Origin of the sequence: Desulfobaculum xiamenense, assembly GCF_011927665.1 — a bacterium.
Classification (GTDB): Bacteria; Desulfobacterota; Desulfovibrionia; order Desulfovibrionales; family Desulfovibrionaceae; genus Desulfobaculum; species Desulfobaculum xiamenense.
Window position 1 is genome coordinate 133,126 of sequence record NZ_JAATJA010000004.1, and the last position, 12,779, is coordinate 145,904.

Annotated in this window: 11 protein-coding genes; 7 read left to right on the plus strand and 4 right to left on the minus strand. The window is 63.1% G+C overall.

Annotated features, from left to right (window positions below; all coding sequences use genetic code 11):
- Positions 1-164 precede the first annotated feature (164 nt).
- Positions 165-1,256, minus strand: a complete 1,092-nt coding sequence (locus GGQ74_RS14630) for a radical SAM protein (RefSeq protein WP_167942337.1) — start codon at positions 1,254-1,256, stop codon at positions 165-167.
- Entirely contained in the window at positions 1,237-3,297 is a 2,061-nt protein-coding gene (locus tag GGQ74_RS14635) for a glycosyltransferase (RefSeq protein ID WP_167942338.1), read from the minus strand. The genes GGQ74_RS14630 and GGQ74_RS14635 overlap by 20 nt, the downstream gene beginning before the upstream one ends.
- Before the next feature lie 453 nt (positions 3,298-3,750).
- Here GGQ74_RS14635 and GGQ74_RS14640 point away from each other — a divergent pair, with 453 nt between their 5' ends.
- The 3 genes from GGQ74_RS14640 to GGQ74_RS14650 all read left to right on the plus strand — a co-directional run bounded on the left by GGQ74_RS14640 (position 3,751) and on the right by GGQ74_RS14650 (position 6,137).
- The gene (locus GGQ74_RS14640) at positions 3,751-5,253 is read left to right on the plus strand and encodes a sodium-dependent transporter (protein WP_167942339.1); all 1,503 of its coding nucleotides are present in this window, start codon (positions 3,751-3,753) and stop codon (positions 5,251-5,253) included.
- A gap of 4 nt (positions 5,254-5,257) precedes the next feature.
- A complete protein-coding gene (locus GGQ74_RS14645; RefSeq protein WP_167942340.1) occupies positions 5,258-5,350 on the plus strand; it encodes a MetS family NSS transporter small subunit in 93 nt (30 codons plus the stop codon).
- A gap of 337 nt (positions 5,351-5,687) precedes the next feature.
- A complete protein-coding gene (locus tag GGQ74_RS14650; protein ID WP_167942341.1) occupies positions 5,688-6,137 on the plus strand; it encodes a DUF2721 domain-containing protein in 450 nt (149 codons plus the stop codon).
- An 82-nt stretch (positions 6,138-6,219) separates the two neighbouring features.
- Here GGQ74_RS14650 and GGQ74_RS14655 read toward each other — a convergent pair whose 3' ends face one another.
- Positions 6,220-6,594: a NifB/NifX family molybdenum-iron cluster-binding protein gene (locus tag GGQ74_RS14655; protein WP_167942342.1), complete on the minus strand. Its 375-nt coding sequence runs from the start codon at positions 6,592-6,594 to the stop codon at positions 6,220-6,222.
- 671 nt (positions 6,595-7,265) lie between these two features.
- On the opposite strand from GGQ74_RS14655, the gene GGQ74_RS14660 reads away from it, so the two are divergent.
- Together GGQ74_RS14660 and GGQ74_RS14665 are read left to right on the plus strand one after the other, a co-directional pair.
- Positions 7,266-9,569 (plus strand): methyl-accepting chemotaxis protein, encoded by a 2,304-nt coding sequence (locus GGQ74_RS14660; RefSeq protein ID WP_167942343.1) that lies wholly within the window; start codon positions 7,266-7,268, stop codon positions 9,567-9,569.
- 173 nt (positions 9,570-9,742) lie between these two features.
- Entirely contained in the window at positions 9,743-10,336 is a 594-nt protein-coding gene (locus tag GGQ74_RS14665) for a TetR/AcrR family transcriptional regulator (protein ID WP_167942344.1), read from the plus strand.
- An 89-nt stretch (positions 10,337-10,425) separates the two neighbouring features.
- Here the strand turns inward: GGQ74_RS14665 and GGQ74_RS14670 are convergent, their stop codons facing one another.
- Positions 10,426-10,704 (minus strand): peptidylprolyl isomerase, encoded by a 279-nt coding sequence (locus tag GGQ74_RS14670; RefSeq protein WP_167942345.1) that lies wholly within the window; start codon positions 10,702-10,704, stop codon positions 10,426-10,428.
- 175 nt (positions 10,705-10,879) lie between these two features.
- Here GGQ74_RS14670 and GGQ74_RS14675 point away from each other — a divergent pair, with 175 nt between their 5' ends.
- Complete coding sequence (locus GGQ74_RS14675) at positions 10,880-11,788, plus strand: Tim44 domain-containing protein (protein ID WP_167942346.1); 909 nt, start codon at positions 10,880-10,882, stop codon at positions 11,786-11,788.
- A 360-nt stretch (positions 11,789-12,148) separates the two neighbouring features.
- Entirely contained in the window at positions 12,149-12,697 is a 549-nt protein-coding gene (locus GGQ74_RS14680) for a hypothetical protein (protein WP_167942347.1), read from the plus strand.
- Positions 12,698-12,779 lie beyond the last annotated feature (82 nt).

Below are 12,779 nucleotides of genomic sequence, written 5' to 3' on the forward strand. Positions count from 1 at the left end.
TCCTCACTATGGCTTCGTCGCTAAAAGCCGTACGGCTAGCCAAGGGCAGACGGCCTATCGCATATCGGGGGTCCAGGGGGCCAGCGGCCCCTTGGCCGGCGGAGCCTACGGCTTGCATTGATCAACGAACGATACGGTCGGCCATGGCGATTGCCGCATGGCGTCTAGACGCCGTGCAGGTGGGCGCAGTGTCGGCAGGGGTCCGGCGGGCGGTGGGTGGTGGCGAAGGCCTCGGCGATGGCGGCCACGGCGTGGTCGAGGCGGGCCGCGCTTTCGAAGTCCGCGCCGATGCCTGCGGTGAGCGCGTCGTGGATGTCGAGGCGGCGCTCAAAGGCGTGTCTGAAGGCCCGGTATGGCGCGCTGTCCCATATTTCGGCGAGGGGGCTGGTGGCGATGTTTCCGAAGCCGAGTCGGGAGGCCTGTGTGCGGCTGTCCCCGAAGCGGACGGGATATGGCCCGGTCATGGGCGGGCAGAGGTACACGCAGGGCGAGACTGTGCCGTCTGCGGCGATGAAGAGGCTGTGCAGCGGGTCGCGCGGGCAGACGGGCAGTTCCTCGGTGCGCATGGGCGGGGGGACGAAGCCGATGCCGTGCCGCCACGAGGCGACGCGTGCGGCAAGCCAGTGCCATGTGTGGCGTTCTGGGCGGTCATAGGCCACGAGAGCGGCCTGGGTGTCGCAACAGACATGGACCATGTGCGTGGGGACGACCCTGTCCGCCCCGGCGCGGGCGCATTGGCGCAGGATGGAGGGGATGGCGCGTGCGGTGCCGGGCGTGACGAGCAGGTTCACCAGCAGTGGCGGGTGGCGGTCGTGCCGGGCCGCATGGAAGGTGGCGAGCGCTTCGAGGGCGCGGGAGAAGGTGCCCCGACCGCGCAGGGCGGTCTGCGTGGCGTCGTCCGGGCCTGCGAGGCTCACGGCCATGGATGCCAGCCCGGCGTCGACGAGGGCGCGGGCCGTTTTATTGGAAAGGTGCGTGCCGTTGGTGGACAGGCTCGGCCGTGCCCCGCGCTTCGCCACGGCGCGCACGATGTCCGGCATGTCGTCGCGCAGGAGCGATTCGCCCCAGCCTTGCAGGTGCATGGATTCGCAGGATTCGGCCGCGTCGATGAGGGCGTCGAGAACGCGGGGCGGCATGTCCGCGTCGACCCACTGTTCCGGGAAGTTTCCGCGCAGGCAGGTGGCACAGCGCAGGGTGCAGCGGGAGGTCGGTTCGGCCTGAATGCTGGCGAAGGGGCTAGCGGGGGGGGCAGCCATGGGACTCCCGGGGCTCCTTCGGTTGGAGGAGTTGGCGCAGGTCGTCCACCAGGGGGCTGTCGGCCAGGCGTTGGGCGTGGCGGGCGAAGAGGGCCGCCGCTGCGGGGATGCCCCGCTTCCGTGCCAGATGAAGGAGGTCGTCGACGTATGTGTTGAGCACGCTGAGTTCTACCATGTCTCGTGCGTGAATGCACTGGTAGCGGTGGCGGATGCGCAGAAGCTCCTGCTGGGTGTGGCTTTCGTCGGAGAGGGCCGAGTCCGAGAGCCATGCCAGTCCGGTGAAGTGGGGGATGTGGACGTGCCGGGAACTGCGCCCGACGCGCAGAAAGAATTCCTGATCGCCAAGGGCGGGGAAGCGCTCGTCGAAAAAGCCGTGACTGGCGTGGGTTTGGCGTCGCCACATGGGATGTGGACCCACTGTGCACGAGACGAGATTGTACTCGAAGCTGTAGTCAGGCCAGCGCCACGCCCCACCGTGGCGGACACTCGGGCTGTGGTTGGCGAAGCTTTGGTGTGGCTCGTCCGTGAGCAGTGTGTCGCCAAAGGCGAGCAGGCTGTCCGGCCGGGCATCGAGGGTGGCGGCGAGACGCTCATGGGCGTCCGGCGCGAGGCGGTCGTTGGTGCTGAAGGGTGTGATGTATGTGCCGGTGCTGACGTGAATGGCCAGATTCCACGCCGGATAGATGCCGATGCGCTCCGGGGTGCGAATGTAGCGGATGTTGTTGTGCCGTTTCTGGAATTGGGCGACCACGGAACGTTCGTCTTCGGGCGATGCCGCATCGACGACGATGATTTCCGTCTGCGCGGCGATGCTCTGGGCCTCGAGGTCGGCGAGGCATTCGGCCATGAAGGCCTGCGAGGCATAGGTGGATACGATGACCGACACGCGGAAGGGGCGGGGAAGGTAGCCCGTATTGTCGATTTCGCAGCGGGCCAGCAGGCGATCCATGCCCCGGCGGCGGGTTGCGTTGAGCATGCCCAGCGCATCGGCATCGTCAGGGCGGGAGTCGAGGTGGTAGGTCAGTATCCGCGCGAGCTGTTCATCTTCACCGAGCGATTCGAGGAGTTGTGCAAGCAGCAGCAGGGCGCGGCGATCATGTCGATTTCCGCGCAGGGTTTCGTCGAGCAGGGCAAGGGCTTGCGCCGCATTGCCCTCGGCGAGGAGTCCTCGCGCAGCGTCGGATGCGTCTGCGCGGCGGGGGACTGGAGCGCCCTCCTCGTCGAGGACGAGAATTCCGCCGTCGCTACGTGCGGGCAGGTGGCCGCGCGAGGCGCTGTCTGGAACGTAGGCCAGCCATTGCGGGTCGAGGCGCAGGGGTTGCTGCGGCAGGCGGAGCAGGGGCATGGGGTGGCGGTCCGATACGAGGAACGTGTGGTCGGCGCAGAGCCATTCCGGTGGGAAGGGAACGCCGTGGAAATCCGGATCTGCTTGATGGATGGCGCGCTGTGCGCGTTCCACCAGTCGCGCGAAGGGCAGATGCGCGCGGGTCAACGTGCGCAGGGACACGGGAATGGACGCGTCTTGTTCGGCCACGAGGATGTGGGTCATGACCGTGCATGCCCCGGTGAGGTCCGCCACGAGGGTGGCGTTCCCCATGTCGCGCGGGGGGGCGAGGATGGGGGCCGCCGGAGCGAGGACACGCGCCGGGGAACCGTCCGCCGGATGAAGGGCCAGCGGCAGATGCTGCGCAGGGTTCGCCTCGTGCGAGGGGTGGGAGGCGAAGGCCTCGGCAACGGCCTCGGGAGTGGCGAGGAACATGGCTCCGGGGCGCACGGCGAGGATAGGGCCACCGTGTCCGGCTGCCGAGCGCAGCTCGGCGGGACTCTCTGCCTCCACGGGGCGCGGGGCGAGAGGCATGATGCGTTCGGCCAGCCGCAGGATGGCGGTGTCCGTGCCATGGAACAGGGGCGGCGGGCCTCCGGCGTCCACGATGGACAGCGCCGAGGCCAGCGCCATGGGGAGATTATCCCGGCAGATCGGGATCGCCACGAGGAGGTGGAGCGTTTTCGTTTCGGAAAGATGTCTGTCGTCGGCGGGCATTTATTTTCAATTCTCCAGGTGGTTGCGAGCTGTTTGCAGCTCCTTTTCTACTACAAACGATGCGCGTTGTGTAGCGGATGGAAAGGGGCGGTCTGTCATTGTCCATGGCAGCGCTGTTGGGCGCAATTTGCGTCTGTATCAACACAGATTGGACGTATTATGCGCCTGTCCTGTATGGTTTTCGCAAAAAGTACCGCTGCAATGGTCATTTGTCTCTGGACTTTGTAGCGGAACAGCGGTAATCACAGTTCCTTGACTTTTCCGGGGTTGCTGGCCTGCGGTTTCGATTGCGAAAACGCCTGTGAGAACAGCGTTTTTGAATCGAAAACCGGCACCGCGCCCCGGCGGTGCAAAGGGAGATCGCGCGGACCCCAAGGGGTTGCGACGGCGGAACACCGCCGCGCAGTGGGTCCGGGCGATCGAGGTATCAACACGTATTAGGGAAGGTGTGTAATGAACGAACGTGAACAGTGGGGTTCGAGGATCGGTTTCATCCTCGCGGCCGTCGGCTCGGCCATCGGTCTCGGTAACATCTGGCGCTTCCCGTACATGGCCTATGAGAATGGCGGCGGCGCATTCCTGATTCCCTACATCTTCGCCATGCTCACCGCTGGCATTCCGTTCATGATTCTTGAGTTCGGCCTCGGCCACAAATTCCGTGGCAGCGCGCCCAAGACCTTCGCGGCCATCAATCCCAAGTGGGAGTGGCTGGGCTGGATGCAGGTGCTGGTGGCCTTCGTCATCTCCGTGTACTACATAGCCATCATCGGCTGGTCCATCGCCTACACCGGCTTCGCCGTGACCCAGGCCTGGGGTGAAGCGCCCAAGGACTTCTTCTTCGGCAGCTTCCTCGGTCTGACCGGCTCGCCCTTCGATCTGGGCGGCATCCAGAATACGATCCTCATCGCCATGCTCATCGGCTGGGGCATCACCTGGGCGGCTTGCGTCTCCGGCGTCAAGACCGGCATTGAGCGCGCAGGCAAGGTTCTCATGCCCACCCTGTTCGTGCTGCTGCTCGTCATGATCGCGCGCGTGGTGTCGCTGCCCGGCGCGCAGGAAGGCCTCAACTGGCTCTTCAAGCCCGACTTCAGCGCCCTTTCCAACTACAAGGTGTGGGTCGCCGCGTACGGACAGATCTTCTTCACTCTGTCCATCGGCTTCGCCATCATGATCGCCTACTCGAGCTACCTGCCCAAGAAGGCCGACATCAATAACAACGCCTGCATGACTGTGTTCATCAACTGCGGCTTCTCCATGGCCGCGGGCGTCATGATCTTCTCCGTGCTCGGCTACATGGCCGCCAAGCAGGGCGTGGGCGTCAACGAAGTGGTTTCCGGCGGCGTGGGCCTGGCCTTCATCACCATTCCTACCGCTATCAATCTCATGCCCATGCCCGCGCTGTTCGGCACGCTGTTCTTCCTGTCCCTGACCATGGCCGGCGTCAGCTCCCACATTTCCATCGTGGAAGCCTGCATCTCTGCCTTCATGGACAAGATGGAGTGGAGCCGCGCCAAGGCCACCAACATCATCTGCGGCGTGGGCCTTGTCGTCTCGCTGGCCTTCTGCACCGGCGCAGGCCTGCTGATTCTCGACATCGTCGACCACTTCATCAACAACTTCGGCATTATGGGTGCGGCCCTCGTGGAGATATTCTTCGTGGCTTGGCTGTGTAACCTTGATGTCGTGCGCGACCACGTGAACCGCAACTCCGAGTTCTACGTCGGCACCGTGTGGTCCGTGTGCCTGCGCTTCGTCACCGTGCCCATGCTGGCCTTCCTGTTCGTCACCAATCTCTGGGGCGATCTGAGCACCCTGTACGGCGGCTACTCGCTGGTGAGCATCGTGACCCTCGGCTGGGTCGTGTTCGTCGCCACCGTCGTTGTCGGCTTCATGCTTCAGGCCAGAAGAAGCCCGGCCGATTTCGTTTCCATCACCGACAATTCCCTGAGGAGGTAACAATATGTCCATCGAAGCAACCATCATGATGATCATCGGTCTCGGCATCACCTGGGGCGGCGCCGCCCTGTGTCTGCGCAAGGCCATGTGCAAGTAGCCTCCTCATCACGGAGCGAATCGAAGGGGGGACACCGGAAGGTGTCCCCCCTTTTTTGCGCGCCACGGGAGCGTGCCGTCATTAGGTGTCATTACGAAGGAGTGCCTGTCGGTTCGAGGCGGCTTTCCTGTTGGCTTTTGGAAAATGTGGAGAAAAGGTGCCTGCCGGGTGTAAAATGCCAAAAGCACTGCCAGCGGCCGAAATTCGTTGAAGAAGTCGCGCCGTGGAAAGACATTGGGTGTGGCGGCGTGCGTTGACGCACCATGCGCGGCGGGAGTAACGAGCCAATGCGCCCTCCGGGTCAGAGGGCGGCAACAATCCCCCAAGGAGTCGCAACATGACCATAGAAGTGCTCACGAGCATCCTGCAGGCGTGCATCAGCCCCTGCGTGCTCATTTCCGGCGTGGGCCTGCTCATTCTGTCTATGACCAACCGCATCGGTCGTCCCATCGACCGCATCCACCTGCTGCTGGACCGCCTGCGTACGGCGTCCGAGGCGGATGTTCCGGGCATGCGCAGGCAGATCGCCATTCTCTATAACCGCTGCCGTGTGCTGCGGGCGTCCATCTCCCTTGCGCTGGCCAGCGTGTTTCTGGTCAGCCTCGTCATGCTGTGCCTGTTCGGCATTCACGTCATGGCGTTGCATCTGGAGAATCTCGTGCAGGGGTTGTTCTTCGCGGCCATAGTCTGCCTGGTGCTGTCGATGGCCTTTTTCCTGTGGGATATACGAATGACGCTCAATTCCATCGGAGTCGAGATGGAATTGGCACACAGGAATGAGAAGTAGGGAAGTGCATTGCGACAGGGGGGCTTTTGCCCCCCTGCCGTCATGTGGAGGATGGACCGGTTGGTCCGAATGGCACGCGTGGTCAGTCGGGAATGCGGGGTTGCGCTTCCGGGTTTTGTGGAGAGGATGTCCGCTTTAAGCGGAACGATTCCATGGCTTCTCTGACGCTGCCCGTGTGGGGGTAGGAGATGGAGAGCCCGGCCTCGCGCAGGGCGCGTGCGGCACGAGGGCCGCAATTGCCTGTCAGCACGGCGTGAACGCCTCGTTCGGCGAGGAACTGTGCGCACAGCACGCCGCATCCCTCCCGCATATCCTTGTAGGGATTAGGAAGCGCCTGCGTTTCACCGGTGCGCAGGTTCGCGATGTGAAAGAAGTTCGCACGGCCGAGCACCGGCTCGACGGGTGCGTCGAGGTCCTGACGTGTTCCGCAGATGGCGATGATCGTGTCTTGCGTCATGCGCAACCATGAAGCAACGATGGTGCCTTTTTTGTTATCCGCTTTTATTTCATCATGTTAGGCCTCACTTCGTGCAGACGGTGTGTGCGTGTGGGCGTGGAACGCGCCTAGTCTGCAGTTTTCGGCATGATGAATGCACAACCTGATATTCTCAAACTGGTTCCCTTTTTGTGATAGATGGATCGAAAAGTTTGCATTGTCATCCATTGGTGTTCATTGTGGTGGATGACAGTGTGCTTTGCGTGAAGAAAGTGAGTGCGCCTCTGTGGCAGACTAAACGCATAAAGGGGTGAGTGCTCACTACGTATTCGACGTCCTGGGAGAGCATGCGCCGTGTGGTGTATGAGATTGGATGTCGCGATAGGGCTCGAGTCGGTGTGGTGTTGCATCTTCGAGGGGACGATGCAGCCGGGACGATGTCCCGCGGGCGGGGGAAAACGCCTGTATGCCGAAGGGCGGGGACGTATGAAGAGGGCTGTCATGATGGCGGCCGGGCGGGTTGTTCCGTCGCAATCGAACGGGTGAGCCTGTGCGCGGCCTGTGCGACTACCGTTTGGGGACGGGGGTCTGACCGCGCGAGACGGGTGCGCCGTGATCGATAGGGGCTGCCACCGACTGGTGGCGGCGAAGCGTGTTTCGGCTGCCGAACGCGGTGGCCAAGGGAGGAAACCGTGAGATTCAGGAGTATGGCAACGGGCTTCATGCTGACCGTCGTGCTGGTCATCATCACGTCGGTCGCCGCGATCGTCTTCTATGCCAACCGGGCCGTGTATCAGCTTGAGGTGGACACCAACACTGAGTTCATGGCGACGTTGACGGGTTCCATCGTCACCCAGCTGGACGATTTCATCGACAAGGGCAGCGATGTCGTCACCGGACTGGCCATGCAGAGCGCAGTTCAGAACGCGTTGGTGCGTAACTCCTCGTTCGGCATCGACCAGCAGTTGCAGAATATGATACGCAACAACAAGGCATTCGAGGCCGTGTTCATGTTTAATATGAACGGAAAAGTCGTCTCGGGCCTCAACGCCAACGGTTCGGACCTGCGTGGCATGGACGTGAGCGGATTCTCTTTTGTGCAGGGCATCGCTAACGGCGACGCCGCGTTCATCGATAGGAATCTCGTTCGTTCGCCGGTTTCAAAGCATTTGACCTTCTGTATCGCCGCCCCCGTGTCGCGCGGTGGCGAGTTGGTTGGCGGCGTGGTGGCAAGCGTGGACTGGGAGAAGTTCACGCAGAAGGTCGTCACCCCTGTGACCATCGGCACCAGCGGCTACGCCTACATGTATGACCAAAACATGCGCGTGATTGCGCATCCTGATTCAAAAATTATTCTTCTTGATGCTCCGCTTGAGGATTTTGAGACCACAATCCGTGAGCGGCAGACCGGCACGCTGTTTTATGAATATGAAGGCGAAGGCAAGGTGGCGGTATTCAGTCATCACCCCGGCACCGGGTGGATTGTTGTTCTTACCGCCACGGAGCGCGATCTGGCGGCCGGGGCCACGCAGGTGCGTAACGTGCTCCTCGGCATCGGCGCCGTGGCCGTTTTCGTGCTCGCGGTTCTGGTTATGCTGTTGTTCCGACGCAGGGTCATCACGCCGCTCGGGCGTGTGGGCGCGTTTGCGGAGGCCGTGGCCTCGGGCGATCTGAAGGCTGAACTCAGCGGTGAATTCCGTTACGAGATAGCCGATCTGGCCCGCCATATCGCGACCATGACCGGCGAATTGAAGTCCAAGCTGGCCTTCGCGCAGGGGGTGCTTGGCGGCATTGCCATGCCGTGTGCCGTGGCCGACGCCGAAGAGCGGCTGACCTTCCTCAATGCCGCCATGGTCGAGGCCGTGGGCCGCGAGGGCTCCTCGGACGACTACCTTGGGCGGACCACAGCGGACTTCGCCTTTGGCGACGCGTCGCGCACCACGGTGCTGGCAAAGGCCATCCGCGAGAAGCGGCAGGTGACGCAGGAGATTGATTTCGTGACCCACAAGGGCGAGAAGCGCGTGTTTTCCGTGGTAGCCACGCCGCTTTACGATCTGGACGGAAAGGTGTTCGGCGCGCTGACCATGTGGTTCGACCTGACCGAGGTCCGCATGCAGCAGACGGCCATCGAGCAGAAGAACGCCCTCATCGAGGACGTGGCCCACAAGGCCAGCACGGTGTCCGATCAGGTTGCGTCCGCATCCGAGGAGCTTTCGGCGCAGGTGGAGCAGTCGAGCCGCGGTGCCGATCAGCAGCGCGGCATGGCCGCCGAGGCCGCGACCGCCATCGAGCAGATGAACGCCTCGGTGCTGGAGGTGGCCCGAAATGCCTCCGCCGCCGCTGAAATTGCGGAGCGCACCCGTAGCACGGCCCGCAAGGGTGTGGATGTCGTCGGCGAGGTCATCCACGGCTTCGACCGTGTCCATTCCGGTTTCCTTCAGGTGGACGAGTCCATGAAGGGGCTTGGCACGCAGGCCGAGGGCATCTCGACCATCGTGCAGGTCATCGAGGATATCGCCGACCAGACCAACCTGCTGGCGCTCAACGCGGCCATCGAGGCCGCCCGCGCAGGCGAGGCTGGACGCGGATTCGCCGTGGTCGCCGACGAGGTGCGCAAGCTGGCGGAGAAGACCATGACCGCCACCAAGGAGGTCGGGCGGGCCGTGCATGCCATTCAGGACAGCACCGGCCGCACCATGCAGGACATGTCCGAGTCCGGCGCGATCATGAAGACGCTGTCCGGTCAGACTGAAGAGGCCGTTTCCTCACTTCGTGATATTCTTGCCATGGTAGAGGAGACCTCCGCGCAGGTGCAGTCCATCGCCAGCGCAGCCGAGGAACAGTCCGCGGCTAGCGAGCAGATCAGCCAGTCCGCTGGCGACATCAATCGCATTGCCGACGAGACGGCCGACGCCATGACCCAGTCCGCATCGGCGGTGACGTCCCTTGCGCGTCTGGCTGGCGACTTGCAGGAACTCATAGGCACCATGCGCTAGCGCATCGGTGGATTTCGTGAATCGGCGGGGCGGGAATCTGTGCGTTCCCGCCCCTGCCCGTGCGCATTGCTGCGCTCGGGTGGCTGCCGGCGCTGTTGACGTACGCCCCTGCGAGCGGTAGCCAAGGAAGATAGATACGTGAAATGAGTGGACCCTGTAGCAGAGGGAGGGAAATGACCAGACAGAAGATTCTGGAAGCTGCGGCGCGGCTGTTCTCCGAAAGGGGATTCGCCAATACGCCGACGAGCCTGCTCGCCCGCGAGGCGGGCATCTCCGAGGGAAGCATCTACAGGCATTTCTCGTCCAAGGACGAGATATTCCTGCAACTGGTCCGCGAGGTTCGTATGCGTTTCGAGACGTCCCTTCGCGAGGCGCTCGAAGATGTGCAATGCCGGGGTGGGTTGGAGCAGGTGAGTTGCGTGCTTGAGGTCTACGCCGGTTTCGTGCGCGAGAACGAGCGGAGCTTTTCGCTCATCTTTCGCGATGCACCCAACCGTGCGGGGCGTGGGGACGACGAGGTGCAGATGCAGCTTCAGGCCATACACGACTTCATTCTGGACACCATCACCAAGGGGCTCACGGCCGCCTCGGCCGAAGGCGCGGTGCGCGGGGACATCGACATCCGCACCACCGCTGCGATGGTCTGTTCCCTTGTCCTCGGGATGACGCGCATGCGCTATTTCGGCTTTCTGTCGGACGCTGACGTGGGGCCGCAGGCGGTGCGGCGCAATCTCGAGATTCTTCTTCGTTCGCCCGGGCGCGGGTAGCCTCGCGCCTTGTCGGACGCAAAAGCCGGAGCGGCATGACCGTTCCGGCTTTTCTTTTGTGCGTCTGGCGGGGACGGCCCCGCGACGGGCTAGTTGCGCTCGCGGATGAGGATCAGGTGATAGCCGAACTGGGTGCGCACGGGGCCGTGCACTTCGCCCACGGCGTCCTCGAAGCAGACCTTGTCGAACTCGGGGACCATCATGCCGGGGCGGAAGGAGCCGAGATCGCCACCGCGACGGCCGGAGGGGCACTTGGAATGCTTGCGGGCGAGATCGGCGAATTCGGCGCCCTCGGCGATCTGCTTCAGAAGGTCGTTACATGCGGCTTCGGTGTCGACGAGGATGTGGCTTGCGGTGCAGGTGGCCATGGTTGAACTCCTTTGTACCGTAAAGGTGCAGTGCGCGGTAACCGCGCGTTTTTTTATTTCTGGCGAACACTGCCACGACACATCGCAGGTTGCAACCCCGGTTGCACTTCCTTGACACATCGATAGGGGGCCTTATATCTCCGGGGTTGCACCATTCAACAAACGGAAGTGCGTTATGAACAATCTCTTGAAATTCGTTCTTGTACCGCTCGTGATGATTGCCATCGTGGCTGCGAGTGCGGATTTCGCCGATGCGAAACGCCTTGGCGGCGGTCGCTCCTTCGGCGGAAGCAAGTCCTATCAGAACAGCTACACGAAGCCCGTATCGCCCACCCGGCAGTCCGCGACATCCGGCACCGGAATGGTGAACAATCAGCGCTCTCGCTTCGGAGGCTTCGGCGGATTCCTTGGCGGCATGCTCGCCGGATCGCTGCTTGGCTCGCTCTTCTTCGGCCATCCCTTTGCCGGTGGCGGATTTATGGATCTGATCATCCTCGGTGGCCTTGCGTTCCTGCTGTTCAAACTGTTCCGCAGGCGCAGTGCCTCTTCGCCCCAGTACGCCACGCAGGGGGCGGGCATGTCCTATGGCGGGGCCGGTCCCGATCCGGGGACGACGAGCTACCGCACAGGCGGACAGGATCAGGCCGCCAGCGGGTGGAGCACCCTCGGCGGCGGTGCCAGCGCGGCGCAGGAGCCGTCCGTGCCCGTGCCTCCGGGATTCGACGAGAAGGAATTTCTCGAAGGCGCGAAGGTCGCCTTCAGCCGTTTGCAGGGCTCGTGGGATGCGCGTGATCTCGAAGATATCGCCCAGTTCGTGTCCCCCGCCGTGCTCGCCGAAATCCGCGAGCAGGCGGCGCAGGACCCCACGCCGTCCAGAACGGAAATCCTCATGCTCAATGCCCGCCTTCTCGAAGTGCGGCAGGAGGGGCAGCGCACCGTGGCCACGGTCTTTTTCGACGTGTTCCTGCGCGAGAGTCCCGCCGCCGGGTCCGAACAGGTCCGCGAGGTGTGGCATTTCCTGCGCGAGGAAGGCGTCGCCGGGGATATGTGGCGTCTCGACGGCATTCAGCAGCTCGAAGGCTAGCTTCTTTCGTCTCCATGGCTTTTGGGGCGGGAACCGCGTGTGCGGTTCCCGCCTTTTTTGTCGTGTGCGGACGTTTGGGGGGCGTTTCGTTGCGGGATGCAGGGCTGCATGCAGTGACGGGATGCATGGGCGATGCTGAGGCGTTCGCGTGTCGTCGCGAGAGCGCGTCCCGTGTCGGTGTCGCAACGTTCCGGGATCATTGTCCGCCCTTGCTGGCGGGGCCGATTGCGGCGAAAGGGGGCTTGCAATGCGGCTGGGAAAAGACTAGGGAAAGGGCCGAATTTGTGCAGCGCAACCACAAGGCCGATCCTTGTGGTTTTTTGTTTGCACTGGACTCTCGAGACAAGGATTGACAGACGTATGGCCACGAAGAAGCTCATTGTCGGGGGATACACCGAGTCGCGCTGTTCCCGGTGCAAGGACATCACGAACCACGTCATCGCCGCCATGGTCAATGGCGAGGTGATCAAGGTGCAATGCTGCGCATGCGGAAGCATGCACAAGCATCGCCCGCCCGTCGTGCCCAGAACGGAAACAGGCGCAACCGTGGTCAAGCGTTCGGGCGGCAAGGTTAGCCCCGTGCGCAAGCCCGGCGCGATCGAGCCTTCGGCGGCAGCGCCCCGTGGAGCATCAGCCACGCGGAGCACCACGCGCCGCAGTTCCGCCTCCCGCACGCCCGCCGTCGATTCCGAGGCCGTGCGCAAGCTGTGGGAACGCGCCCTCGTTGCGCGTAGCCACCGCGAACCCAAGCCCTACAGCATGGAAACCGCCTACAACGTGGACGACGTGGTCGAGCACACCAAGTTCGGCACCGGCTACGTCTGCGAACTGGTGGAGACCGACAAGGTCAAGATCATGTTCCAGTGTGGCGAGAAGCTGTTGCGCTGCGCCATGCGTCAGGTCGCCTGATTTTACGCGTGAATGGACGGGGCAGGATGATTCCTGCCCCATTTTTTTGCCCTGCGCCGATTTTTCGTCCTGCCGATACTGC

Bases quoted from the DNA above. Each gene is read 5' to 3' on its own strand.
- GGQ74_RS14630 (WP_167942337.1), bottom strand. From the start codon at position 1,256: ATGGCTGCCCCCCCCGCTAGCCCCTTCGCCAGCATTCAGGCCGAACCG.
- GGQ74_RS14635 (WP_167942338.1), bottom strand. From the start codon at position 3,297: ATGCCCGCCGACGACAGACATCTTTCCGAAACGAAAACGCTCCACCTC.
- GGQ74_RS14640 (WP_167942339.1), top strand. From the start codon at position 3,751: ATGAACGAACGTGAACAGTGGGGTTCGAGGATCGGTTTCATCCTCGCG.
- GGQ74_RS14645 (WP_167942340.1), top strand. From the start codon at position 5,258: ATGTCCATCGAAGCAACCATCATGATGATCATCGGTCTCGGCATCACC.
- GGQ74_RS14650 (WP_167942341.1), top strand. From the start codon at position 5,688: ATGACCATAGAAGTGCTCACGAGCATCCTGCAGGCGTGCATCAGCCCC.
- GGQ74_RS14655 (WP_167942342.1), bottom strand. From the start codon at position 6,594: ATGACGCAAGACACGATCATCGCCATCTGCGGAACACGTCAGGACCTC.
- GGQ74_RS14665 (WP_167942344.1), top strand. From the start codon at position 9,743: ATGACCAGACAGAAGATTCTGGAAGCTGCGGCGCGGCTGTTCTCCGAA.
- GGQ74_RS14670 (WP_167942345.1), bottom strand. From the start codon at position 10,704: ATGGCCACCTGCACCGCAAGCCACATCCTCGTCGACACCGAAGCCGCA.
- GGQ74_RS14675 (WP_167942346.1), top strand. From the start codon at position 10,880: ATGAACAATCTCTTGAAATTCGTTCTTGTACCGCTCGTGATGATTGCC.
- GGQ74_RS14680 (WP_167942347.1), top strand. From the start codon at position 12,149: ATGGCCACGAAGAAGCTCATTGTCGGGGGATACACCGAGTCGCGCTGT.